Genomic DNA, 26,385 nt, shown 5'->3' with positions numbered 1-26,385 from the left:
ATCAATGATGGTATTAGCAGGTGGAACAGTTTGCTTAGTTAAAAGAAAAAAAGAAAATGATTAACATTCTTATATAATGATACTTGAGGACAATCAAAAAGATTGTTCTCTTTTTTATTGACATGGGCGTTACTCACGGGAGTATTCTAATTATTAGAAAGGAACTATAGCCTATGAAAAAAATAAAAAGTATAATCTTAGTAGGAATGTTATTAATGATGGTTGTAGGGTGTGAACATTCTAATACTAATAGTGAAGGAAGATATCATATGAATACTTTTACAAAAAATACAAAAGTTTATGATGTAATAAATAATACATCATTTAAAGGATATGGAAAATTAATATTTCCTGTTGATAGGAAAATAGATAAAGATATGACATTGGATGAATCAAAAAGTTTGTATATTTGGTATAACTATATTAATTCTAATAAAACAGTAGAAATTGTTAATTATATGAAACAACAAGCAGATTCTAAAAAGCAAATATTTTATAATATTTATACAGAAGAAGAAATGAGGGCTGATCCCGAAAAGCGTAATACAGGTTTGTTTTATTTTCGTGGAAAAGAAAATGCTAAGTTTGCAATCCTAAATGCAGGTGGGGGATTTATGTATGTTGGCGCCATGCAAGATAGTTTTCCACATGCTTTGGAACTTTCAAAAAAAGGGTATAATGCCTTTGCTTTGATTTATAGACCGGATGCTAATAAAGCGATGGAAGATTTAGCAAGAGCTGTAGCTTTTATTCATGAAAACAAAAATCAATTAAAAATTGATGTGACATCTTATTCAGTGTGGGGAGGATCTGCAGGTGGAAGAATGGCAGCTTGGTTAGGAGATTATGGAACAGAGTCTTTTGGAGAAAAAGCTTATCCTAGACCAAGTACAGTTATTGTGCAATATACGGGTTTATCTGAAGTAACAGGAAATGAACCGCCAACTTATGCCTGTGTAGGAACAGCAGATTATATTGCAGATGATCAAGTGATGGAAAATAGAATTAATAAAATAAAGTCAAATGGGACAGATGCACAAATTGAAAAATTTAAAGGACTTCCACATGGCTTTGGACTAGGCGAAGGAACAAAAGCAGAAGGTTGGATCAATCATGCTATTCAATTTTGGGAAAAACATATGAATTAAAGGAGCTAAGTAATGAAAAAAACATGGTTAATTACAGGATGTTCTTCAGGCCTTGGAAGAAGCCTTGCAAAAGAAACTTTAAAACAAGGTTATAATGTTGTTGTAACAGCAAGAAATACAGATACAATTCAAGAAATTGTTGATCAATATCCACAAAGTGCTTTAGGAATAGCTTTAGATGTAACAAATCAAGAAAGTATTAGAAATGCAGTAAAGCAAGCTATTGATTATTTTGGCTCTATTGATATTTTAGTTAATAATGCGGGATATGGTTATCGTTCTGCCATAGAAGAAGGAACAAGACAAGATATAAGTAAGCTTTTTGAGACGAATGTATGGGGACCTGTTGCTTTAATTAAACAAGTGTTACCCTTTATGAGGGCAAAACACCAAGGAGCGATTATTAATGTTTCATCTATTGCGGCTATTCATGCTTCTATGGGTTCAGGTTACTATGCAGCTTCTAAAAGTGCACTAGAGTCAATATCAGAATCTTTAAAGAAAGAAGTGGAACCTTTAGGAATTAAAGTTATGATTGTTGAGCCAGGTGCTTTCAGAACAAACTTTACAGGAAGCTCCTTAACACAATCGCCAAAAGCAATAGAAGATTATGCCTTAACAGCTGGTACAAGACGTGTTGAAAAAGAAAAGAATCATGGAAAGCAACCTGGTAATCCTGATCAAGCGGCACCTTTAATTATACAAGCTATTGAAAGTGAAAAGACACCTTTAAGATTATTGCTTGGAAGTGATGCCGTTAACTACGCTCATGATATGCTTGCAGAACATCAAAAAGACTATGATAAGTGGTGTGAATTAAGCAAAAAAACAGATTATAAAAAAGATGATGATTTATTTTGATAAGTCATCATCTTTTTGTATAAGATTACTAAAATATTTTACTTTACCATTTAAAACATCTTCATAGAAATTTTGTTTCCAATGAATAAAATCAATACTTTCATTTATTTTTTGAACTTTATGTTCTAATTTTTTTAATTTCTTTTCTAATATTCTTTGTCTTTCAGGAATTGTTTCTTCACCCTTTAAACATAATTGAAGATATTCTTTCATTTCATTAATAGTCATATCACAATTTTTTAAACAAGATAGACTATTGATCCAAGCAATATCATTTTCATCAAAAACACGATAATTATTTTTATCTCTTTTTACATGAGGAATGAGTCCTTCATTACAATAATATTTTAAAGTATCATAAGATAATCCTGTTTTTTTACACGTTTCTTTCATTGAAAATAGTTGTTTTTCTTGATTCATTTAATCATACCTCATCTTATAAAAAAATATTGACCGTGTGTAACACACGACATTTATAATTGTAATAACATCAAATAAAATGTCAAGAGATGATATGGAACAAGCTCCTCAAAAAGTACAAGAATGGTTAGAAAGTATTGAAGAATAGCAGATGAAAAAAATAAAACATATTTTAATTATCTTAATCATGTGCATAAGCGCTATAGGTTGTTCAAGTAAAGAAAAAAAGATATCTTTGGAATGAAGAAAATATACCTAAAGAAACAGATTATACAGAAAATACAGGAGGTTATTTTGATGATCCTGATTTCAAACCCTATATGACGATTTATTCTGTACCACAAGGAACACAGATAAAAGGAGCAATGCTTGTAAGTCCAGGAGGTGCTTTTATGTTTCGTTCAGAAAATGCTGAAGGAAAAGATATTGCAGAAGCGTTTTCTAAGCTGGGGTATATTTCATTTGTTATTCATTATCGTTTGCAGCCTTATAGTGAAAGAGAATCAGGAATAGATATTGCAAGAGCAGTAAAAATGGTGCGTTATTATACAAAAGATTATGGGGTTGAAGAGAATAAAATAGGATTGATTGGTTTTTCTGCAGGCGGTATTGCTAATGGAAGAACTGTTTTAGAATTTGGTCAAGATATTAATGGAAATGTAATTGACGATCATTATGTACCAGATCAAATTGATAAAGTTTCTTCAACAGCAAATGCCTTAATTATGGCATATTCATTTTATGGAAGACTTTCACATGCTAATTTAGAAGAAAGTACTTTTAAAGATTTTGATTTATCCCCAACTTATTATGTCTATGGAACAGAAGATCCATTCTATAATCAGTTTAATGAACAGGTAAAATTATTAAAGAAATTAAATAAAAATATTGAATCTCAAGTATTGAATAATTACCCACATGGTTTTGGCATTCAAGGTGATTGGGCAAAGGATGTAGATCAGTGGTTGGATAAAATATATGAATAAAGAGGAAAAAAGATGAAAGATTTTCAATTAAGAAATGATACTAAATTATTATTTAGAAATAATCCAGTTAAAGATTTAAAAGAATATGTAAATAAAAAGAAAGTTTTATTTGTTTATGGAGGAGGCTCTGTAAAAAGAAATGGTTGTTATAACGATGTAAAAAAAGCAATAGATGAAAGTGATGGAAAACTATTTGAACTTTCAGGAGCTTCACGAGAAATAACAGCTATAGAAAAAGGTATTCAACTTGTTGAAGAAAATAAGATTGAAATGATTATTGGTGCTGGTGGAGCGAGTATTATGGATTGTGCAAAACTTATTGCTTTTGGAAGTTATCAAAAAGATGACTTGTGGGACTATATAAAAGGAAGAAAAAATCCTTATGGTCTTGAAAAATTGCCCCTTATTTTGATACCAACATATCCTTCTAGTGGTTCCGAATATGGATTGGGTGCTATAGCGTCAGATAAAAGGAGACAAGATTTTGGGACTGCTTATGGAATTGCGGGAGATGTTGCTTTATTGGTTCCTAAGTATTCACTTTCTTTAGATAAAGAAATGACAGCTTATACAGGTTTAGTTACATTTGTTCAATTATCAGCTTCAACAATTGGTGACCATAATCCAATATCTTATGATATGGGAATTTCAGTTATTAAAAATGTATTAAAGGCGACAAAAAGCTTGAAAGAAAATCCAAATGATGAAAAGGCAAGAGGAGTTATCCTTTATGGTGCTTCTATTTCAACATCAGGAAGACTAGGTCTTGGTAAAGAAGAAAATTATGCTTATGACATTTATGAATTAGAATTTATTCCAGAGGTATTGTTTGAAGCAACTTATCGAAAGAGTTTAACAACATTATTTCCAAGATTTTTAAAAGTAATGGCAAAATATTACCAAGAGGATATTGTACGTTATTTTAAAGATATTTTTGGTTATGAAGAAATAGAAATAGCAAGTAAAGAAATGATTAAGCTCTTTGAAGATTTAGGTGTTGATATGTATTTTAAAGGACAAATAACAAGGGATAAAATTGAGAATATTGATTTTGAAACAATACTTTCTATTGAAGAAGTCACAAGCATCATTGAGGATTGTTTGGTTAAATAACCTATGAAGAAATACAAAATTTTATTGAAAATAATTATTGTTTGTTTACTTTTTGTAGGCTGTCAAACAAAAAGTAATAAAAATGAAAGGAATGATAAAATAATGACACAAGCAAAATTTCCAAATAAACTTACTCAAATACCACAAGATTACTATAATCAGTCCACACAGCCAGGATCTCTTGTTGAATTAAAATATGATACTTATGAAGCAATGAGCTACAAAAGCCATCAACAAATATTACATAAAAGAGCAATCGTTTATCTCCCTTATGGTTACAATCAAGAAAAAAATTATAATGTTGTGTATTTAATGCATGGTGGATGGAGCAATGAAACAACTTATTTAGGTACTCCTAAAAGCCCAAGTGAATTTAAAAATGTTTTAGACAATGCGATTTTAAATAAACAAATGCAACCAATGATTGTTGTTTGTCCAACCTACAACAATACAAGTCAAGAGGATAGCAGTGACTATTCTTTAGCAATACAATTAACAAATCTTTACCATCAAGAATTAATAAATGACTTAATTCCTGCAGTTGAAAGTACATATAGTACATATGCAAAATCTACAGATGAAGAAGGTATAAAATCATCAAGAAATCATCGTGCCTTTGCTGGCTTTTCAATGGGATCGGTAGCTACATGGAGAACCTTTCAATATTGTTTAGATGATTTTCGTTATTTTTTACCATCAAGTGGAAATCTAACTTCAAATGGAGAAGCAATGGCTAAAATAGTTAAAGATCAGGTCTATTCATGGAGTGACTTCTTTATTTTTGCTGCTTCTGGTACAGATGATTTTGCTTATAGTGCTTTTAAACAACAAATTGAAGCAATGTTAAATATAAAAGATCATACTTTTAGATATGCCAATAATGAACAAGAAGGAAATCTTTATTATTTATGGCAAAAAGGTGGTATCCATAATGGAGAGTATGCAATAGAGTATTTTTATAATGGATTTTGTTGGCTTTGGCAATAAAATTTACTATAACTGTCAGTTATACATGGATGTATTATTGATATTGTACATTTAAAAAAGTAATAGCTAAAATGAGATTAGAAAGGGGGATTGATGTGAGAAAAGTAATTGATGTAGGGATGATGATTTTATTATTACTTTTAATGGCTTTTCCATTTACCGGACAAGATATTCACATTTTTTTGGGAATAATCATGATTGCTTTCTTTATTATTCATCATTATTTAAATAGAAGATGGTATTTGAGTTTATTTAAAGGTAAGAAAACAAAGATACAAATACTATTTATAACCATTAATAGTTTGTTACTTATAAGTATTTTTGGTGTTGCACTCAGTGGTTTAACACTTGCTGGATATGTGCCTATCATGTCTTATTTTCTAGCAAGAAAGATGCATTTAGTATGTTCTTATTGGAGTTATTTGCTCATGGGATTACATGTAGGTTTACATCTACAAGTTACAAAGAGGATTAAAAATCAAATAATTGTTTATGGAATAATGCTTATAGGAATTATTTTATTTACGAAAAATCAAATACTTATTTATTTGTTGAATATATCCGATTTTTTATATGTGAGTGATCGAACGAATATGATTATTTATATGTTTGAATATTTGATGATCTTTATTTTGTTTGTATTACTTATGAATGTCATCATAAAGGAGATGAAGAAGAAATGAAAAAGAAAATATTAGTTATACTTGCAGTAATCTGTGTTATTGCTTCTGGTGTGGGTTATTATTTTTATCGCACACAAAGAAATGTAAGTGTTGGTTTAAATAATGATATTCAAGATGAAAATGGTAAAAAAGGAAAAACTTCTTTAGATAGTTCTAAAGTATTAGTGATTTATTTTTCTAATGGGGGAAATACTCAAAAACTTGCAAAAGAAATTTACGATCAAGTTGGTGGGGATTTTAGACAAATTAAACCCCAAAAAGCTTATCCTAAAGGAAATAAACTTTATGATTATACAAAAAATGAACAAGAAAAAAATGGTCGACCAAAACTAAAAGACTTAAATATTGATATAAGTCAATATGATACGATTTTTATTGGCTATCCTATTTGGTGGTATACCTATCCACAAATTATTTTGAGTTTCTTTGATCAATATGATTTAAGTAATAAAACAATTATTCCTTTTGTAACACATGGTGGTAGTGGTATGTCAGGAACAAAAGAAGACATGGAAGAATATTTAAAAGATAAAAATGTAACTGTTAAAGAAGGACTCGCTGTAAGTCGTACAGATATTGAAAAGAGTCAAAAGAAAACAGTTGAAAATTGGTTAAAGGAGCTTGGTTATAAATAGATGAGAAAAAAATTAGAAGAGAGTATGCTGAAAATCGCATTATTATCAGTGTCTCTACTGGTTGCTTCTGCACCGGCTATTAATGCTAATATACCAGCTATGGCTAAAGCTTTCCCTAATGTTCCTTTATCAACTGTAGAATTATTGACAACGATTTCATCTATGTTTTTGATGATTTCTGTTTTAACAAGTAGTTTTATAGCAAGAAAAATTGGTTATAAGCAAACTATTTTATTAGGAATTATAATTGTTGCTATTTTTGGAACTTTACCTGCTTTTACGCATTCTTTTTTGTTGATTATGATTTCTAGAGCTTTATTGGGTTATGGTATAGGTCTTTTTAACTCTTTATTAGTAACAATGATTTCTTATTTTTACCATGGTGAAATAAGAACTTCTTTATTTGGTATGCAAAGTGCTTTTGAAGGACTAGGTGGTATTTTTATTACCTTTGTTGCGGGACAATTACTAAAGATTAATTGGCAAGCACCCTTTTATGCCTATTTACTAGCAGTTCCCGTTATTCTTTTATTCTTTATTTTTGTACCAAATGTACAGGTTGAAAAGAAAGATGAACATATAAATGAAGATGGAAATAATAATTATAAAGGGGTTTTAGGATATACGTTTGTTATTTTTATTGTCTCTATGCTTTATATGATTATGGGAATTAAAGTATCTACTTTAATGACGTCTAAAGGATACGGGCAAGCAAGTGATGCGAGTTTGGTTATCATAGCGCTTGGTATTGGATCAATGGTATCAGGAAGTATGTTTGGTTCTATTTTAAGAAAATGTAAGCAATATACTATTACTTTAGGTTTTATTTTACTTTCTATAGCAATGTTTTTGATTGGGGTAGCTCAAAGTACGGGAATTGTTATTTTTAGTGGATTTGTCATTGGTTTTGCATTTAGAAATGTATTTCCTTATTTGATTCATAAAATAAATGAGCAAAAGGTAAGGAATGCTTCACTAGCAACTTCTTTGTTTTTAGCAGGAAGTAATTTAGGTAGTTTTTTATCTCCTTATGGAGCAATTTTATTACAAAAATTAATTAAAACAAATGATTTAAGTCGATTGTTTTATGCAGATGGGGTTTGCTTTTGTTTATTAGCAATAGGGACTCTATTTATTGTAAAGAAGGTGAAATAAATTGAATGAGTCTACAAAAATAAATGATATTTTAAAGAATTCGTTATTTAAAGGTATAGGACAATTTTTATTTCCAACAGATTTTTATTCAATTACAAATAACATGACCTTAAAAGATGTAGATCATTTACTTCCTTATCATAGTCATATTGAAGTAAGTACAACTATAGAAGTATTAGAATATTTAGAAAATCAAAGAAAACAAGGGAATCAAGTATTCTATGATATCTATACAGAAAAAGAAAAACAAGCAGATCCAACAAAAAGAAAAACAGGACTTTTCTTTTTCAAAGGGAAAAAGAACGCACCTTTTGCGATTATTAATGCAGGTGGTGGTTTTAGTTATGTTGGATCAATTCATGAAAGTATGCCTCATGCTCTTTATTTATCAAAACAAGGCTACAATGGTTTTGCCTTACAATATCGTACAGGAGGAGCTGATGTAGCATGCCTTGATCTTGCAAGAGCAATTGAATTTATCTTTGAACACGCTAAAGAATTAGAAGTAGATACAAATTGTTATTCTTTATGGGGTGGTTCTGCTGGAGCAAGAATGGCGGCTTATTTAGGAAGCTATGGCACTATTTCCTTTGGTGGAAAATATTTACCTAAACCAGGAACTGTGGTGATGCAATATACGGGACATAGTGATTATACAAGAAATGAACCACCAACTTTTGTATGTGTTGGTGAAAATGATAGGATTGCCTCTTGGCGTGTTATGGAAAGAAGAACTCATATTTTAAAGCGAAAAGGAGTCGATGTTGAATTCCACAAATATCCCTCTTTAGGACATGGTTTTGGCTTAGGAATTCATACAAGTGCAAAAGGATGGATCGACGATGCAATCCATTTTTGGCAAAAACAAATAGAAAAAGGAGAAGATGAAAAATGAGAAAAAATTTTGGAGCACAACCTTATTTATATCCACAACCAGTGATGATTATTGGGACATATGATGAAAACGGAAAAGCAAATGCCATGAATGCTGCTTGGGGAGGAATTGTTGGTAGAGATGAAATCATGATTGATTTATCTTCACATAAAACAACAAAGAACTTAGAAGTTATCAAAGCATTTACTGTAAGTGTGGCAGATACAAAACATTTAGTTGCTTGTGATTATGTTGGGGTAGAATCTGCCAACAATTGTGAAAATAAAATGGAAAAGGCAGGATTTACAACAGTTAAAAGCGAATTTGTGAATGCACCTATTATCAATGAACTTCTTCTTACTTTAGAATGTGAATTAGTAAAAGTAATTGATGGAAGTAAGTATTTGGGACGTATTGTTAATGTAAGTATTGATGAAGAAGTTTTAGGAGAAGATGGTAAGTTAAGTTTAGAAAAATTTAAACCTATTACTTTTGATATGATTCATGGACAATATATTGAATTAGGAAAATGTGTAGGAAAAGCATTTCATGATGGTTTACAACTAAAAAATAATTAGGAGGTTGATTCTATGATGAAAAAAGTAAAAGTATTTTTGATTGCTTTAGTTATTATTATTGCGGGTGTCGGTGGTTACTTGGTTTATAATTCACAAAAAGTTTCTACTACAGAAGAAAAAGTCGTTACAAATGAAACGAAATCAACGACAAAGAAAGTGCAAGGTGATGGTAAAACTTTAGTGGTTTATTATTCAGCACAAAACCATACCAAAGATGTTGCTGAAAAAGTTGCTGAAAATTTAGGGGCAGATCTTTTTGAAATCGAACCGAAAGAAAAATACACAGAAGATGATTTAGACTGGACGAATGATGATTCAAGAGTGACAAGAGAACACGAAGATACATCATTAAGAAATGTTGAATTAAAAACAACAGAAGTAGAAAATTGGGATCAATATGATACTGTACTTATTGGTTATCCTATCTGGTGGGGTATTGCGGCATGGCCTGTTGATACATTTGTTAAGGCTAATGATTTTTCTAACAAAACAGTTATTCCTTTTTGTACTTCTACTTCATCTGGTTTAGGTGAAAGTGGTACAAAACTTCAAAAAGAAGCTAAAGGTGGTAATTGGCAAAAAGGTCAACGTTTTAGTTCAAGTCCTTCAGATTCTACAATTAAAGATTGGACAGATAGTTTAAAATAGGATGTTATTTGAAAAATGCCGAATTGCCGAAAAAAAGTGCCGAAAATAATAAAAAGTGAGTTCGTGTTTATAAACATGGACTTTTTTCATTTTACATAAACTTAACATAAACCATACGTTCTTTTGATTTTTGAATGGGTTGAAAAACACTATGATAGGAGTGTCTTAAGAAAAGGAAACAAAAATAAATAATATCTTAAGAGAAAACAAAGGAAGGTAAATAAAAAATGAAAAAGAAAGTATTAAGTGTTTTAATGGTTTTCATGATGTGTCTTGGTTTAGCCGGATGTGGCGGAGGATCAAATAGTGCATCAGATGACATTAGTGGAAAGGTAAGTTTAAACGGATCAACTTCAATGGAAAAATTCGTTAATGCCTTATCAGAAGGAATTAAAGAAAAATATCCAAACTTACAATTAGAAGCACAATTTACAGGATCTGGTGCAGGTCTAGAAGCAGTTGCTTCAAAAACAACAGATATCGGAGATTCTTCTCGTGCTTTAACAGATGAAGAAAAAGCAAAAGGATTAGAAGAAAATATTGTTGCTATCGATGGTATCGCAACAATTACAAACAAATCTAATAAAGTAACAAACTTAACTAAAGATCAATTAGCAAAAATCTATACAGGACAAATTACTAACTGGAAAGATTTAGGTGGACAAGATGAAGCAATCGTTGTTATTGGACGTGAAGCTGGTTCAGGAACTCGTGGAGCTTTTGAAGAATTATTAGGAATTGAAGATCAATGTCAATATGCTCAAGAATTAAATGAAACTGGTGCTGTTCTTGCTAAAGTTGCTAAAACTTCTGGATCAATCGGTTATGTTTCATTAGATGTATTAGATGATACAGTTTCTCCTCTTCAATTAGATGGTGTTGAACCTAGTGAAAAAACTGTTAAAGATGGAAGCTATACTTTACAAAGACCATTCGTAATGGCTACAAATGGAAAAATTAGTGAACAATCTAAACAAGTTCAAGCAGTATTTGATTTCATCAATAGTGATGCTGGACAAAAAATCATTGAAAAAGTTGGTTTAGTAACACCAAATAAATAAAAAATAAAGAGGGAAGTATTATGGAAAAAAAGTTATCAATTATTAGCCATAAGAAAGCAAAATCCCTAGTAGAAAAAACAGCCGCGATGATCTTTCGTGGCTGTGCTATTATCTCTGTTTTAGCAGTTGTTACTATTACAGGATATATGATTATTTCAGGGACACCTGCCATCTTTAAAGAAGGAATTACAGGTATTTTGTTTTCTACAACGTGGGCACCAACAGCAGCCAATCCTCAATATGGGATTGCTTATGTTATATTAACATCCATTGTTGGGGTTTTTCTAGCAATCTGTATAGGAGTACCTATTGGTTTATTTACAGCAATCAACCTTGCTGAAATTGCACCAGTAAAACTTAGAAAAATATTAAAATCAGCAATTGAATTACTTGCAGGGATTCCATCTGTTGTTTATGGATTATTAGGAATTCTTATTGTTAATCCAATGATGTATAAATTAGAATTAATGATCTACCATGGCTCTAAAACACATCAATTTACAGGTGGGGCCAATCTTTTATCAGCTATTATCGTACTATCAATTATGATTTTACCTACACTTATTAATATTTCAGAAACAGCCTTAAAAGCTGTACCTGATGATTATCGTAAAAGCTCACTTGCTTTAGGGGCAAGTAAAATTCAAACAATCTTTAAGGTTGTTGTACCAAGTGCTAAATCTGGAATTATGTCAGCTATTGTACTTGGTGTAGGTCGTGCTATTGGAGAAGCGATGGCTATTTTGTTAGTAGCCGGAAATGCAGTATCTCTTCCACTTCCATTTAATTCTGTTCGTTTCTTAACAACAGCCATCGTTTCAGAAATGGGATATGCTAGTGGTACACATCGTCAAGTTTTATTCACAATTGGACTTGTTCTATTTATCTTTATCATGATTATTAACTTAATCTTAACATATGTTTTAAAAAGAGGTGACTTAGATGAATAATACAATATTAGAAAAAAAGAAACGTGTTAGTGATCAAATTCTCTATGCACTTATTCAATTAAGTTCATTTCTTTCAATTTTTATCTTATTAGTTATTATTGGTTATATTCTCTATCGAGGAATACCAGCCTTTGATTTTTCTTATTTAGTAAATACAACAAGTATTATTAATGATACTGTAGGTATATTACCTAATATTATTAATACACTTTATATTGTTATTGTGACACTTTTAATTGCTTGTCCAATAGGAATTGGTGGAGCAATTTATTTAAATGAATATACAAAAAATAAAAAATTCGTTAGTATCATTTCATTTACAACGGAAGTTTTAGCAGGTATTCCATCAATTATTTATGGATTATTTGGAATGTTGTTCTTTGGATCTGTTTGTCATTTAGGATTTTCAATTTTGACAGGTTCACTTACACTTGCCATTATGATTTTACCAATCATTTCAAGAAATACCCAAACAGCTTTAGAATGTGTTCCTAAAAGCTATCGTGAAGCTGCTTTAGGAATTGGAGCAACAAAATGGTATATGATTCGTACAGTTCTTTTACCAAGTGCAATTCCTGGTATCTTAACAGGAGTCATTCTTGCGATGGGACGTATTGTTGCTGAATCCGCTGCCTTATTATTTACGGCAGGCTCAGTTGCTATTTTACCTACTAATATTTTTAAACATTTGTTAAGTAGTGGGGGAACTCTTACTATTCAATTATATTTAGAAATGGCTAAAGGTAATTATGAAGTTTCATTTGTGATTGCTCTTGTTTTAGTAGTTATTGTTTTAGGTTTAAATATGTTAGCTAAATGGATCAGTCGCAGATTTGATGTAAATAAAGGGGATAATTAAGATGGAAAATAAAATAGAAGCAAGACATCTGAATTTGTATTATGGACAAAAACATGCTTTAAAAGATGTCAATTTAGATATTAAAGAAAATAAAATTACAGCGTTTATTGGCCCTTCAGGGTGTGGTAAATCAACATTTTTAAAAACATTGAATCGTATGAATGATTATGTTGATAACGTTAAAATTGAAGGGGATGTTATCTTAGATGGTGAAGATATTTATGATAGCCGTGTTGACACAACTTTACTTAGAAAAAAAGTTGGGATGGTTTTCCAACAACCAAATCCATTCCCTATGTCAATTTATGATAATGTCGCTTATGGACCACGTATTCATGGTATTAAAAATAAAAAACAACTTGATAAAATCGTTGAAGATAGTTTAAAAGCAGCAGCACTTTATGATGAAGTTTCAGATCGTTTACATTCAAGTGCCTTAGGTTTATCTGGTGGACAACAACAAAGATTATGTATTGCCCGTGCTTTAGCTGTACAACCAGAAGTTATCTTATTAGATGAACCAACAAGTGCCTTAGATCCGATTTCAACACTTAAAATCGAAGAACTTTTATTACAATTAAAAGATCAATATACGATTGCTATCGTTACTCACAATATGCAACAAGCAAGTCGTATTGCTGATTATACAGCCTTCTTCTTAGTTGGAGAAATGGTAGAATATGGACCAACAAAAGATGTCTTTGGTATGCCAAAAGATAAAAGAACTGAAGATTATATTACTGGTAGATTTGGATAGGAGGAAAGAAAGATGCCAAGAAGTCAATTTGATCAAGAACTTAATAAGATGCATGTTGATTTAGATAGAATGTGTCATCTTGTTATTTTAGCTATTGAAAACTGTGTTACAGCATTTAAGGAACAAGATTATGAACTTGCTCGAGATATTATTCATGGAGATAAACAAATTAATGATGTGGAAAGATCGATTGAAGCAAAATGTTTATCATTGATTTTAAAACAACAACCCGTTGCTTCTGATTTAAGAGATGTTTCTACTGCTTTAAAAGTAGTTACTGATTTAGAAAGAATTGGGGATCAAAGTGCAGATATTGCGGAATTAATTTTAGAAATGAAAGAAATGGATAGTTTCTTAATGATTGGTCATATTCAAGATATGGCAAAAATTGCAACTAAAATGGTTAAAGAAGCTTTAGATGCATTCCATCAACATGATTTAAACCATGCTTTAGAAGTAAAGAAGATGGATATTAAAATGGATGAATTGTTTGATCAAGTTAAAGAAGATATTATTCAAATGATCAAAGAATCGAATGACAAAGGTGATTTAACAATCAACTTCTTAATGATTGCGAAATACTTTGAAAGAATTGGTGATCATGTTGTTAATATCTGTGAATGGATTGAGTTCAACCAAACAGGAAAACTTAACAATACTCGATTAATTTAAACCTCTTTATAGAGGTTTTTTTAGTTGTTCAAATATGTAAATACATTTAATTTATTTAAATATATTAAGTTTATCATGTGTTATTATTAGTATGCTTTTGTTTTAAACAACTATCAAAAATAGTAGTTAAAAAAGAGCGACTATGATATAATTTTTCCGAATAGTTATACATGGCAGGTAGTTATCCTTGGTCGTTTAGATCGAAGGGCGTATTCTTCGTTTACATAGATATCCCTAGGAAAATATGAAAACGGAGGTGATGGAAATGACAGCTTATGAAGCTATATGTTAACTACACTTACATTAATGATGTCAATAATAAATATCGTTATTAAATTACTTCTATATATAATAGAAAATAATGCAAAAAAATAACTACCTCGAAAAGTTTTGGCGAACATTGAGGTAGTTATTTTTCTCAAGAAAGTCCAAGGCTAGTCGTTTATGACTATTCCTTTTTTCATTTATATTATAATTTATGATAATTTCTAAGTCAACATCACAAAATGACAGTTTAAAAAAAGCTTTTCATGCAAATAAAGAACATCTTGTGCAATAAATATATCATTAATGCTAATCAGCACATATAATTGTATTAATTAGGGAGGATTACCATATGAACAAGAAAAGATATATTATAATTGGGTCAATAGTTTGTGTACTGCTTATGACAGTGGTATTTTTTGTTTCTAATCATGGAAAAAGTAATGAACAAGTTGTTACAGAATATTTTGAACTTTTAAAAAAGAAAGATTATAAACAAATGTATCAAATGTTAGATCAAAAGACAGTCTATACTCCTACACAAAAATATTTTATTGAAAAGCATAAAGAAATCTATGATGTAATAAATCCAAGTAATATACAGGTAAAAGTAATAGATGAAAAAGATAATATGGTTCAATATCAAATATCGATGGATACTGTAGCTGGAAAAGTTAAATATAAAAATAAGATTGAAATTAAAAATGAACAAATTAAATTTAATAAGCAACTTATTTTTGATGAGTTTTCTGATAAGAACAAAGTAAAAGTGATTACGACACAACCTTATAGAGGGTATATTTTAGATAGAAATGGAAAATATTTAGCTAAACAAGGAAATGCTTATTCAGTTGGTCTTGTAAGAGGAAAATTGAATGGTGAAAATGATTATGCACAAATAGCTAAGTATTTAGAAACGGATGTTGAAACCATTCAAAAGAAAATGAGTGCATCTTGGATCAAAGATGATTCTTTTGTACCTATTAAAAATGTATCAGAACAAGTAAAAAATCAATTGATTCAACAAGAAATTTTAAATATTAAAGGTGTTAAAATCAATACGATTTCTATGCGTGTTTATCCTTATGATAAAATAACATCTCATATCATTGGGTATGTCCAAAATGTTAATTCAGAAGATTTAAAAAAACATAAAAATGAAGGTTATACAAGTAATTCAATAATTGGTAGAAGTGGTATTGAAGCAACATATGAAAAAGAGTTACGTGGAGAAGTAGGTGGAAAAATTGGCATTGTTGATGAAAATAATAATGTCATTAAAACAGTTGCCCAAAAAGAAGCAAAAGATGGTAAAGATATTCGTTTAACAATTGATATTGATTTACAACAAAGTCTTTATAATGAATATCAAAATGATAAAAGTGCTTCTGTTGCTTTAAATCCACAGACAGGAGAAGTTTTAGCACTTGTTTCAACGCCATCCTATTCAAATAATGATTTTGTCTTAGGACTTTCAACAGATAAATGGAATGCTTTAAATAATGATAGTAATCAACCTTTAATGAGTCGTTATAAACAAACTTATACCCCTGGATCAACAATGAAGCCTATTACAGCAGCTATTGGTTTAGAAACAAAGACAATTGATCCAGATAAGGATTTAGGTGCTAAAGATAAATGGCAAAAAGATTCAAGTTGGGGCAATTATTATGTGACAACATTACATGCTCCTTCACCTAATAATTTAAAGAATGCCATCACGTATTCTGATAATGTTTATTTTGCAAGAAGTGCCTTAACTATTGGAAAAGATAATTTGTTTAAATATTATAAAAACTTAAAGATTGGTGAAAAGATTCCTTTTGAGCTTGCTTTAAATAAAAGTCAGTATATCAATAAAAATCAAAAAGTAAATGATCAATTCATTGCTGATAGTGGTTATGGACAAGGACAAATTTTGATGAATCCTGTACAACTTGCAAGTATTTATAGTTCATTTGTCAATGAAGGATCAATTTATCAACCCCATATCGTTCAAGGAAAAACAAAAACATGGATTAAAAATATTTTTTCAAAAGAAACAACAAAAACAATCAAAGAAGATTTAATTAATGTTATTGCAGACGAAAAAGGAACAGGCCATAGTATTTATCATGATAATGTGACTCTTGCTGGAAAAACAGGAACAGCAGAAATCAAACAAAGCCAAAGTGATACGTCGGGAACAGAACTTGGTTGGTTTACAGTAATGACGACAGATAGTAAACAACCTCTTTTAATAACAACATTGGTCGAAGATGTTAAAGATAGAGGTGGCAGTGGTTATGTTGTTGAACATACAAAAACACCTTTAGATTTATATCTTTCTAAGTAGGTAAAAACGATGAAGAATAAGATAGTTTTAAGTTATCGATTCATTATACTAGTTTATTATTTATTGGCTTTTTTGATTGTTATTATGAATATTAATCATTTAGAAAGGGTATTAATCTATTCTTTGATTTTAATCGTTTTGTTTGGTATTGTAGTGCATATTTATATATTGAATATTCCAAAATTATTGTTGTCAAATAAGTATATTGAAAAGAATTTATCTACAGTAAAAGAAGCGATAGATAAAATTCATAATAAGTCTATTAATGACAGTTTAATAACAATATATATTTTTCTTTTAGAAATTTCTAATTATAAAGAAGAATATCAAAACTTTGTAGAACAAAATAGTAAAAGAATTTTTGATGAAAAGCAAAATAGACATTGGTATACTATAAAATTACAATATTATTATAATTTGAATAAAAAAGATGAATATTTAAAATTATATGATCCTCAATTGGATAATAAAGTTAAAAACCCACTTTTTAAAATCATGTATCTCATTTTAAATGAAGAATATGAAGAAGCTCTTGAATTATCAAAGAAGGTTACAAGTCAACAAAAAGACATAGGATATATTATGAAGTTATATTATAGAATTATTTGTTTAGAGCATTTAGAAAAAGAAAATGAATTGAATGATTGTATTAATGAGATGGTAGAATTCAATGATCAAATACATTATGTTAAAGAAATTAAAGATAAGTATAAAAAATAATAATATGGTATACTTCTTTTCGTAACTTTATTTAGAAAGAAGTGAAATATGAATGTTAATAAAGATAGTAGATGATGATCAAGTTTTTGCTAAAAAGATAGAGAGTATGGTGTATGATGGATTTAAAGATATCTTTCTTGATTATTCAATAGATTGTATAACAAGTCATTTTGAAGATCGTTATTTTGAAAAAGGAGATATTTTCTTTTTGGATATTGATTTAAAAGAAAAAAATGGCATCAAAATTGCTGAAAAAATTAGAGAGAACAATTCTAATGCAATTATTATATTTGTTTCAGCAATGAATGATATGATTTTTGATTCATTAGTTGTACAACCTTTTTACTTTATTAGAAAAGATAATTTTGATAGAGATATGAAAATTACATGTAGTTTAATTCAAAACTATATTAATAAAAATCATAGAATTATTACTTTTGATTTTAACGATAGAAAAACATCTATTAAATTATCAGATATCATTTATTTAGAATCATTTTTACATGAAATTACGATTCATACATCATTTGATGATTATAAATATTCAAGTTCTTTTAATAAAATGATGTTACTTATAAATTCTACCAATATTGTAAGAATTCATAAATCATATGTGGTCAATTTGTTTTGGGTCAAAGAGATTTACAAAGAAGAAATGATATTGAATAATGGCATTACTTTAAAGATTGGAAAAAAATATCGACAAGATGTATTAAAAAAATATAAGGAGTATTTATTAAAATGATGTATTTATTTTTTGATTATTTAGAAGTATTATTAGGCGCAATTTTCATAGGTGTTTTTTGTGATGTTGAACAAAAAAACAGATATTGTTTGATTTCATCGATAATTAGTTTCTTTGTTATGGAAATTATGCAAACTTATGATTTGTTTGGCAATGAGATGGCATATGTACTAGCAATTACTAATTTTGTAATTGTTTCTATTGTAAAAAAGGAAGTTAAATTTTATAATTTTATTCCTTGTATATTATTTACGTGGATATCTGTTTTTACTTCAACTATAGTTTTATTTTTCTTTAAAATAATAACAAACTATGATATGACCAAGATTCTAAAACTATATAGATTACCTATTATTTTTTTAGCAAGAATTATTTTCTTGGTTCTTATTGTTGTATTGAATTATTTCAAAACTAAAATAAAAGATACAATTATTGAAAAAAATAAATATTTATTAACAATTACAATGGTATTGATTTTTGGAATATACTTTATTTTGTTGAATGATATAGGACATATGCAAATAACTATTGATGATATCTATGTGGTTTTATTATTATTGCTAGTTTTATTTTTTGTGGTATGTATTTTATTTATACATATGACACGACTCTATAATGAAAAAACAGAATATGTGTTAAAAAATAAAGAATTGGAATACATAGAAAAAAATAAGTCTTTAGTTCATTATCTTCATGATAATGTTATGAAAATACAGCATTCTTTAAGATATGGATTGATTTTGATAGAAAATAATATAGATGATCAAAAATATGAAGATGCAAAAAATCAGGTAGAGCATTTTTATGATTTGTTAGATGAGAAAACAAATATCATGACAAATAATTATATATTTGATACATTATTGAATGATTATATTTTCCTAATAAAATCTCAATTTGATACAAAAGTAAAATTATTGATAAACATCGGAAATGATTCGTTTTTTAAAGATTTTAATAATTGTGATAAAATAATTAATACTATTTCCAATTTTTTTGAACAATCAGATAAAACATATTTAGAAATAAAATTGATTGAACATGAAGCATATGTTCAATTAGATTTATTTGTAGAAAATAAAGAAAATAACATTGATAAAATAAATCAAGATATGAATGTTGAATATTTTGAAGATTATGCACATCTAAAAGTGATTTTTGACAAATAACCATTTGAGCTTATACATCGTATAAGTTCTTTTATTTCTAATCAACTTTTAACCTAAACTTAACATAACCACCCCTTTGCTATGTTAAGATAATGTAAAGGATGTGGAAATAATGAAAGAATGTATATATGTAGTAGAAGATGATGAAAATATTAGAGAAATTATAGATTTAGCTTTAACAAGTGCAGGGTATAATGTTAAACAATTTTCTAATGCTTTAGATGCTTTAGAAAATATGAAAACAGATCAAGTGGATCTAGCTGTTTTTGATTTAATGTTACCTGGCATTTCAGGAATTGATGCTATCAAAAAGATACGTGAAACTGATCAAGAATTACCTATTTTGATTTTAAGTGCGAAGGACCGAGAAATTGATAAAGTCAATGGTTTAGATAGTGGTAGTGATGATTATATGACAAAACCTTTTGGGGTTTTAGAATTACAAGCAAGAGTACGTTCTTTGCTTAGAAGACATGCTCCTAAAGCAGCGCCGATTATTGAAAGTCAAACCTTAAAAATTGATAAACAAACAAGAACAGTGATGCATAATGGACAAGTCATGGAACTTACAAATAAAGAATATCAGTTACTTCTTTATTTAGTAGAAAATCATACACGTGTAGTCGAAAGAGATGAAATTTTAAATCATATTTGGGGTTATGATTTTATAGGTGAATCAAGAGTTTTAGATGTGCATATTCGTGCTTTAAGAGCTAAATTGGATGATGATGGAAGTAAGTATATTAAAACTATTAGAGGTGTAGGATACCGCTATGTTGAGGAAGTGAAATAAGATGAATAAAGCTCTATTTAAATATTTTGCAACAGTTTTAATTATTACGTTATTATTTTCTTCAAGTGTTTCAATGGTGATTCTTTCTGATCAAATGATGCAAACAACAAGAAAAGATATGTACTATACGGTAAAGCTTGTAGAAAATCAAATTGATTACCAAAAACCATTAGAAAAACAAATAGATAAATTAAATGATTTAGCTTATACAAAAGATACACGTTTAACAATTATTGATAAAGAAGGAAATGTTTTAGCGGATAGTGATAAAGAGGGGATTCAAGAAAATCATAGTGGACGTAGTGAATTTAAAGAAGCTTTAAGTGATCAGTTTGGTTATGCGACACGTTATTCTTCAACTGTTAAAAAGAATATGATGTATGTGGCTTATTATCATCGTGGTTATGTTGTTCGTATTGCGATTCCTTATAATGGTATCTTTGATAATATAGGACCACTTTTAGAACCATTATTTATTAGTGCTGCTTTATCATTATGTGTTGCTTTAGCTCTTTCTTATCGTTTTTCTAGAACACTTACGAAACCATTAGAGGAAATTAGTGAAGAGGTTTCTAAAATCAATGATAATCGTTATTTAAGTTTTGATCATTATCAATATGATGAATTTAATGTTATTGCGACAAAACTTAAAGAACAAGCAGATACAATAAGAAAAACACTAAAAACTTTGAAAAATGAAAGATTAAAAATAAATAGTATTCTTGATAAAATGAATGAAGGGTTCATTTTATTAGATACAAATTATGAAATACTTATGGTCAATAAAAAAGCTAAACAACTTTTTAGTGATAGAATGGAAGTGAATCAACCTATCCAAGATTTTATCTTCGATCACCAAATTATAGATCAATTAGAAAATATCGGTGTAGAACCTAAAATCGTTACTCTAAAAAAAGACGAAGAAGTCTATGATTGCCATCTTGCTAAAGTAGAATATGGAGTGACTTTGCTCTTTGTAAATGTTACTGAATCTGTTAATGCTACAAAAATGAGACAAGAATTTTTTTCAAATGTTTCTCATGAACTTAAAACACCTATGACATCCATTAGAGGTTATAGTGAATTATTACAAGCAGGAATGATTGATGATCCTAAAGTAAGAAAACAAGCATTGGATAAAATACAAAAAGAAGTTGATCATATGTCACAATTGATAGGTGATATTTTAATGATTTCAAGACTTGAAAACAAAGATATTGAAGTCATTAAACATCCTGTTCATCTCCAACCAATTGTTGATGATATTTTAGAATCATTAAAAGTAGAAATAGGAAAAAGAGAAATTACAGTAGAATGTGATTTAACATCACAAACTTATCTAGCAAATCATCAACACATCCAACAATTGATGAACAACCTTATTAATAATGCTGTTAAATATAATAAACAAAAAGGAAGTTTAAATATTCATTCTTATCTTGTTGATCAAGACTACATTATTGAAGTAAGTGATACAGGTCGTGGAATTTCACTTATTGATCAAGGACGTGTCTTTGAACGTTTCTTTAGATGTGATGCAGGGCGTGATAAGGAAACAGGTGGTACAGGTCTTGGACTTGCAATTGTAAAACACATTGTTCAATATTATAAAGGAACAATTCATTTAGAAAGTGAATTAGGTAAAGGAACAACCTTTAAGGTTGTCTTACCAATCATTAAGGACTCATTGTAGTCCTTTTTTTATGAAAAAGTATCTAACTTGATAAAATGTGTAATTTTACATATTTTATCAAGTTGAAGGGTGTTGTTACTCATTTTCAAGATATTTTGAATATGTTAAAATGTCATAAAAGAGAGGTAGAAAAAATGCTTCAACAAGAAAGACATGAACAAATACTGGCAAGATTAAATACAGAAGGAAAAGTAAAAGTTAAAGAACTCGCAAATGATTTCGAAGTCACAGAAGATTGTATTCGTAAAGATTTAACGGCTCTAGAAAAAGAAGGACTTTTAAAACGTATTCATGGAGGAGCTATGCAAGTAAGAAAGAATCTCCATGCTTACCATGTAGATGAACGTATGAGTGTACGTTTATCACAAAAGAAAATCATCGCGAAAAAAGCAGTTGAATTGATTGAAGAAAATACGGTGATTTTTTTAGGAATCTCTACAGTGAATTTAGAACTTGCCAAGTGTATTTATCAAAAAAATATATCACTTACAATTATTACAAATATGATTGATATTATGCAATTATTTAGACATGGGGAACATAAAGTAAATCTTATTTTCATTGGAGGACATTTTAATCGCGCTAAAGATGGTTTTATAGGTACTCTTGCAATTGAACAAATTCACAATTATCGTTTTGATCTTTCTTTTATCGGTACAGTAGGAATGAATATCCATGATGGAAAAGTAACCACATATGATGTCGAAGATGGTCTTACAAAAAAAGAAGTCATGGATGCAAGTAAAAAATGTTATCTTGTGGCCGAAAATGAAAAACTCAATTTAGATGGGAATTATGTTTTTGGGCATTTAAGTGAATTTACTGGATATATTGGTGAACAAGAGTTAAGAAGTCCTTTTAAGGAAAAAATAATGGAGTATGGATTAGAAATCATTTAATGATTTCTTTTTTTATAAAAAATCAATAAAACAATTATTGAAATTTATTGTTTTATTGATTTATAATAGTCTTGTAATAAGAAAAAACAATAAAAGGAGGCGTGTTATGAATTGTTTATATCAAACAAAAAGAATTTCTGATTTAAAAGAAAAGATGTTGAGCAGTAAACGTTATGCTTCTATTGAACAGGCACGAATCATTACACGTGTTTACCAAGAAAATGAGAAATTATCTCTTCCTAAAAAAAGAGCTCTTTCTTTAAAAGCAGCATTAGAGGAATTAGAGATTTCTGTTGAAGATGAAGAGTTGATTGTTGGAAATCGTACAAAGGGTGTACGTTATGGTGTTGTTTTTCCTGAAAGTGGTTGTTCGTGGATCAATCAAGAATTTGAAACATTACCAACAAGACCACAAGATCAGTTTTTAGTAAAAGAAGAAGATATTAAAGAATTTAGAGAAAAGATTTATCCTTATTGGAAAGGAAAATCTTTAGAAGATGCGATTAAAGGAACTTATGGAAAAGAAATCAATGAAATAAGTAAAGTGGTAAAAATTAATCAAAAAGATCATGCTCAAGGTCATATTTGTCCTGATAGTGCTTTATGGTTAAAACTTGGTCCTCAAGGTTTAATGGAAAAAGCAAAAAAAAAATTAAAGAATTGTAAAGATGAACAAAAAGAATTTTATGAATGTACGATTCTTGTATTAGAAGGGGCAGTTCATTTTATGCAAAGATATCATGATTTGATTGAAAGTGAAAAAATCGAATCATTAAAAGAAGTGGGAAAGATTTGTATGAAGCTTTCTAAAAGACCTCCAGAAACTTTTCATGAAGCGGTGCAATCTTTGTGGTTTTTATTTGTGATATTACATATGGAATCCAATGCTTCTTCTTTTTCACCAGGGAGAATGGATCAATATCTTTATCCTTATTATCAAAGAGATATAGAAAAAGGAATTCTTACTAAACAAAAAGCTTTAGAAATATTAGAATGTTTGTGGTTGAAATTTAATCAAGTTGTTTATTTAAGAAATCAGAATAGTGCTAAATATTTTGCTGGATTTCCAATTGGTTTTAACATTGCTATTGGAGGTGTAGATGAAAAGGGAAATGATACATATAATGAACTTTCTTTACTTTGTTTAAAAGCACAAGAGCATTTAGGATTACCACAACCTAATTTATCTGTAAGACTTAATAAAAATTCTAGCCATGAATTAATGCAAGCTGCTATTAAAGTTGTTTCACTTGGAAGTGGTATGCCACAATTTTTCAATGATGAAGCTATTATTCAACCAATGATTGAAGATTTAGGAATTGAAGAAAAAGATGCACGTAATTATGCTATTGTTGGATGTGTTGAACTGACAACACATGGCAACAATTTAGGATGGTCTGATGCAGCCATGTTTAATTTAAATAAAGCATTAGAACTTACTTTGAATCATGGAAAATGTTTACTAACAAAGCAACAAATAGGATTAGATTTAGGAAGTTTAGAAACATATCAAACCTATCAAGATTTAGAAAATGCTTTTCAAAAACAAATTGATTATTTTATTGATAAAATGATGGCTGCAGAAAAGATTGTAGAAAAAGCACATCAAGATTATTTACCAACAGCTTTTCTATCTACTGTTATTGATGATTGTTTAGAAAAAGGATTAGATGTTACTAAAGGTGGAGCTAAATATAATCTATCAGGTATTCAAATGATTCAAGTAGCCAATCTTGTAGATTCTCTAGCAGCTATTAAACAACTTGTTTATGATGATAAAATGATAAGTCAACATGATTTATTAAATGCTTTACAAGAAGATTTTAAAGGCTATGAAATCATGCAAACAATGCTTTTAAATAAAGTGCCTAAATATGGAAACGACGTAAAGTGGGTCGATGAGCTTGGAAATCAATGGGCATGTTACTTTAGAGAAAAGATGAAATGTTATACAAATTATCGAGGAGGTCCTTATCATACAGGAATGTATACTGTTTCTGCACATGTTCCAATGGGTGAAAATGTAGGAGCATCACCAGATGGCAGAAATGCTTTAAAACCACTTGCTGATGGAGGTATGTCACCTGTCTATGGTAGAGATCTACAAGGCCCAACAGCTGTTTTAAAATCTGTTTCAAAACTTAATAATTCATGTACGACGAATGGGGGTCTTTTAAATATGAAATTCTTACCAGAATTTTTTAAAACAGAAACAGGCTGTTTGAAATTTGAAAATTTCTTACGTGCTTTTGTGGATTTAAAAGTACCTCATATACAATTTAATGTTGTTAGAAAAGAAGATTTGCTTGATGCTAAAGTTCATCCTGAAAATCATCAATCATTGACAATTCGTGTTGCTGGTTATACAGCATACTTTGTTGAACTTGCTGGCAAGCTACAAGATGAAATTATTGAAAGAACAACTTATGAAAATGTCTAAAGCATTAGTTTTTGATATTAAAAGATTTGCAATACATGATGGGAGTGGTTTAAGAACAACAGTTTTTTTTAAGGGGTGTCCACTTCGTTGTCTATGGTGTCAAAATCCAGAAGGATTAAACACTCAAAGACAAGTCATCTATTTTAAAAATAAATGTATTCATTGTAGATGTTGTCAACAATTCAAAGAACAAATTAATTATCAAAACGATCGCCCATATTTTCAAAATCATCAAGACTTTGATCAAGTTATTAAAACATGTCCTAGTGGTGCTATTCAATACGATAGTCAAGAGTATACTTTAGATAAATTAATGAATAAAATTAAAGAGGATGAAGTTTTCTTTCAACATGGAGGAGGTGTTACATTTTCTGGTGGAGAACCCTTTATGCAAGGTGAATTTCTTATTAAAATTTTAAAAAGATGTCAGAAAGAAAAGATTCATACAGCTATTGAAACATCATTTTATACATCATTAGAACTTATAAAAAAGGCATTGCCTTATTTAGATTTAGTTTATATAGATTTAAAAATATTTGATGAGCAAAAACATCAGGCCTGTACAAATGTATCATCACAACTTATTAAAGAAAATATTCGTTATGTTTTACAAAGTGAATATAAAGATAAAGTGATCATTAGAACACCACTGATTCCGACAATGAGTGCAACGGATGAAAATATTCATCAAATCGTAAAATTTTTAATTCAAATAAATCCAGAAGTAAAATATGAGATGCTGAATTATAATCCTTTAGCTTCAGCTAAATATGAACTTGTGAATTTAAAATACGGATTAGAATCATATCAAATGTTTACCAAGCAACAAATGCAACATTTTTATGATGTTGCTTTACAAGCAGGAATAAAAAACTTAATAAAAGAATAGGAGAAAAGAAAATGGAATTTATAATTGATACAGTAAACTTAGAAGATATAA

At 29.1% G+C, this 26,385-nt stretch carries 26 protein-coding genes; 25 read left to right on the top strand and 1 reads right to left on the bottom strand.

Annotated elements, in window-relative coordinates:
• Nucleotides 1–173: 173 nt before the first annotated feature.
• Nucleotides 174–1,148 carry an alpha/beta hydrolase gene (locus LJD32_RS11080; protein ID WP_227392386.1) on the top strand — a complete coding sequence of 325 codons (975 nt, stop codon included), beginning with the start codon at nucleotides 174–176 and terminating at the stop codon, nucleotides 1,146–1,148.
• A gap of 12 nt (nucleotides 1,149–1,160) precedes the next feature.
• Nucleotides 1,161–2,009, top strand: coding sequence for an oxidoreductase (locus LJD32_RS11075; protein ID WP_227392385.1), 849 nt, complete (start codon nucleotides 1,161–1,163; stop codon nucleotides 2,007–2,009).
• Here the strand turns inward: LJD32_RS11075 and LJD32_RS11070 are convergent.
• Complete coding sequence (locus LJD32_RS11070; protein WP_175301360.1) at nucleotides 2,001–2,429, bottom strand: MerR family transcriptional regulator; 429 nt, start codon at nucleotides 2,427–2,429, stop codon at nucleotides 2,001–2,003. The genes LJD32_RS11075 and LJD32_RS11070 overlap by 9 nt on opposite strands.
• Before the next feature lie 320 nt (nucleotides 2,430–2,749).
• Here LJD32_RS11070 and LJD32_RS11065 point away from each other — a divergent pair, with 320 nt between their 5' ends.
• The 23 genes from LJD32_RS11065 to LJD32_RS10955 all read left to right on the top strand — a co-directional run bounded on the left by LJD32_RS11065 (nucleotide 2,750) and on the right by LJD32_RS10955 (nucleotide 26,334).
• On the top strand, nucleotides 2,750–3,415 hold the full coding sequence (locus tag LJD32_RS11065; protein ID WP_318532675.1) for an alpha/beta hydrolase: 666 nt from the start codon (nucleotides 2,750–2,752) through the stop codon (nucleotides 3,413–3,415).
• Nucleotides 3,416–3,427: 12 nt separating this feature from the next.
• Nucleotides 3,428–4,528, top strand: coding sequence for an iron-containing alcohol dehydrogenase (locus tag LJD32_RS11060; RefSeq protein ID WP_227392383.1), 1,101 nt, complete (start codon nucleotides 3,428–3,430; stop codon nucleotides 4,526–4,528).
• A gap of 3 nt (nucleotides 4,529–4,531) precedes the next feature.
• Complete coding sequence (locus tag LJD32_RS11055) at nucleotides 4,532–5,515, top strand: alpha/beta hydrolase (RefSeq protein ID WP_227392382.1); 984 nt, start codon at nucleotides 4,532–4,534, stop codon at nucleotides 5,513–5,515.
• A 95-nt stretch (nucleotides 5,516–5,610) separates the two neighbouring features.
• Nucleotides 5,611–6,198 carry a DUF4405 domain-containing protein gene (locus LJD32_RS11050; protein ID WP_227392381.1) on the top strand — a complete coding sequence of 196 codons (588 nt, stop codon included), beginning with the start codon at nucleotides 5,611–5,613 and terminating at the stop codon, nucleotides 6,196–6,198.
• The gene (locus LJD32_RS11045; protein WP_227392380.1) at nucleotides 6,195–6,833 is read left to right on the top strand and encodes a flavodoxin; all 639 of its coding nucleotides are present in this window, start codon (nucleotides 6,195–6,197) and stop codon (nucleotides 6,831–6,833) included. The genes LJD32_RS11050 and LJD32_RS11045 overlap by 4 nt, the downstream gene beginning before the upstream one ends.
• The gene (locus LJD32_RS11040; protein WP_227392379.1) at nucleotides 6,834–7,988 is read left to right on the top strand and encodes an MFS transporter; all 1,155 of its coding nucleotides are present in this window, start codon (nucleotides 6,834–6,836) and stop codon (nucleotides 7,986–7,988) included.
• 1 nt (nucleotide 7,989) lies between these two features.
• Nucleotides 7,990–8,883: an alpha/beta hydrolase gene (locus tag LJD32_RS11035; protein WP_175301353.1), complete on the top strand. Its 894-nt coding sequence runs from the start codon at nucleotides 7,990–7,992 to the stop codon at nucleotides 8,881–8,883.
• Nucleotides 8,880–9,440 carry a flavin reductase family protein gene (locus LJD32_RS11030; protein ID WP_175301352.1) on the top strand — a complete coding sequence of 187 codons (561 nt, stop codon included), beginning with the start codon at nucleotides 8,880–8,882 and terminating at the stop codon, nucleotides 9,438–9,440. Before LJD32_RS11035 ends, LJD32_RS11030 begins: the two co-directional genes overlap by 4 nt.
• A gap of 12 nt (nucleotides 9,441–9,452) precedes the next feature.
• A complete protein-coding gene (locus LJD32_RS11025; protein WP_175301351.1) occupies nucleotides 9,453–10,088 on the top strand; it encodes a flavodoxin in 636 nt (211 codons plus the stop codon).
• Nucleotides 10,089–10,315: 227 nt separating this feature from the next.
• The gene (locus LJD32_RS11020; RefSeq protein ID WP_032090845.1) at nucleotides 10,316–11,149 is read left to right on the top strand and encodes a phosphate ABC transporter substrate-binding protein; all 834 of its coding nucleotides are present in this window, start codon (nucleotides 10,316–10,318) and stop codon (nucleotides 11,147–11,149) included.
• 20 nt (nucleotides 11,150–11,169) lie between these two features.
• Nucleotides 11,170–12,099, top strand: a complete 930-nt coding sequence (pstC, locus tag LJD32_RS11015) for a phosphate ABC transporter permease subunit PstC (RefSeq protein ID WP_227392378.1) — start codon at nucleotides 11,170–11,172, stop codon at nucleotides 12,097–12,099.
• Nucleotides 12,092–12,958 (top strand): phosphate ABC transporter permease PstA, encoded by an 867-nt coding sequence (pstA, locus tag LJD32_RS11010; protein WP_147580486.1) that lies wholly within the window; start codon nucleotides 12,092–12,094, stop codon nucleotides 12,956–12,958. Before pstC ends, pstA begins: the two co-directional genes overlap by 8 nt.
• 1 nt (nucleotide 12,959) lies before the next feature.
• Nucleotides 12,960–13,715, top strand: coding sequence for a phosphate ABC transporter ATP-binding protein PstB (pstB, locus tag LJD32_RS11005; RefSeq protein ID WP_227360065.1), 756 nt, complete (start codon nucleotides 12,960–12,962; stop codon nucleotides 13,713–13,715).
• A 12-nt stretch (nucleotides 13,716–13,727) separates the two neighbouring features.
• Nucleotides 13,728–14,387: a phosphate signaling complex protein PhoU gene (phoU, locus tag LJD32_RS11000; protein WP_227392377.1), complete on the top strand. Its 660-nt coding sequence runs from the start codon at nucleotides 13,728–13,730 to the stop codon at nucleotides 14,385–14,387.
• A gap of 616 nt (nucleotides 14,388–15,003) precedes the next feature.
• Entirely contained in the window at nucleotides 15,004–16,986 is a 1,983-nt protein-coding gene (locus LJD32_RS10995) for a penicillin-binding transpeptidase domain-containing protein (RefSeq protein WP_227392376.1), read from the top strand.
• Between the two features lie 9 nt (nucleotides 16,987–16,995).
• Entirely contained in the window at nucleotides 16,996–17,706 is a 711-nt protein-coding gene (locus LJD32_RS10990; protein ID WP_175301347.1) for a hypothetical protein, read from the top strand.
• A 52-nt stretch (nucleotides 17,707–17,758) separates the two neighbouring features.
• On the top strand, nucleotides 17,759–18,451 hold the full coding sequence (locus LJD32_RS10985) for a LytR/AlgR family response regulator transcription factor (protein WP_227392375.1): 693 nt from the start codon (nucleotides 17,759–17,761) through the stop codon (nucleotides 18,449–18,451).
• Entirely contained in the window at nucleotides 18,448–19,620 is a 1,173-nt protein-coding gene (locus LJD32_RS10980) for a hypothetical protein (RefSeq protein ID WP_227392374.1), read from the top strand. Before LJD32_RS10985 ends, LJD32_RS10980 begins: the two co-directional genes overlap by 4 nt.
• Nucleotides 19,621–19,732: 112 nt before the next feature.
• Nucleotides 19,733–20,413 carry a response regulator transcription factor gene (locus LJD32_RS10975; RefSeq protein WP_195932700.1) on the top strand — a complete coding sequence of 227 codons (681 nt, stop codon included), beginning with the start codon at nucleotides 19,733–19,735 and terminating at the stop codon, nucleotides 20,411–20,413.
• A 1-nt stretch (nucleotide 20,414) separates the two neighbouring features.
• Nucleotides 20,415–22,106, top strand: coding sequence for an ATP-binding protein (locus LJD32_RS10970; protein WP_227392373.1), 1,692 nt, complete (start codon nucleotides 20,415–20,417; stop codon nucleotides 22,104–22,106).
• Between the two features lie 134 nt (nucleotides 22,107–22,240).
• Nucleotides 22,241–23,005 (top strand): DeoR/GlpR family DNA-binding transcription regulator, encoded by a 765-nt coding sequence (locus tag LJD32_RS10965; RefSeq protein ID WP_227392372.1) that lies wholly within the window; start codon nucleotides 22,241–22,243, stop codon nucleotides 23,003–23,005.
• A 106-nt stretch (nucleotides 23,006–23,111) separates the two neighbouring features.
• A complete protein-coding gene (locus tag LJD32_RS10960; protein WP_227392371.1) occupies nucleotides 23,112–25,445 on the top strand; it encodes a glycyl radical protein in 2,334 nt (777 codons plus the stop codon).
• On the top strand, nucleotides 25,408–26,334 hold the full coding sequence (locus LJD32_RS10955; protein WP_227392370.1) for a glycyl-radical enzyme activating protein: 927 nt from the start codon (nucleotides 25,408–25,410) through the stop codon (nucleotides 26,332–26,334). The genes LJD32_RS10960 and LJD32_RS10955 overlap by 38 nt, the downstream gene beginning before the upstream one ends.
• Nucleotides 26,335–26,385: the final 51 nt, after the last annotated feature.

The organism is Faecalibacillus sp. TM498, assembly GCF_020589955.1.
In the GTDB taxonomy this organism is placed as follows: domain Bacteria; phylum Bacillota_I; class Bacilli_A; order Erysipelotrichales; family Coprobacillaceae; genus Faecalibacillus; species Faecalibacillus intestinalis.
The sequence above is the reverse complement of the archived record's forward strand: the minus strand, read 5'-3'. Positions and strand labels throughout refer to the sequence as shown.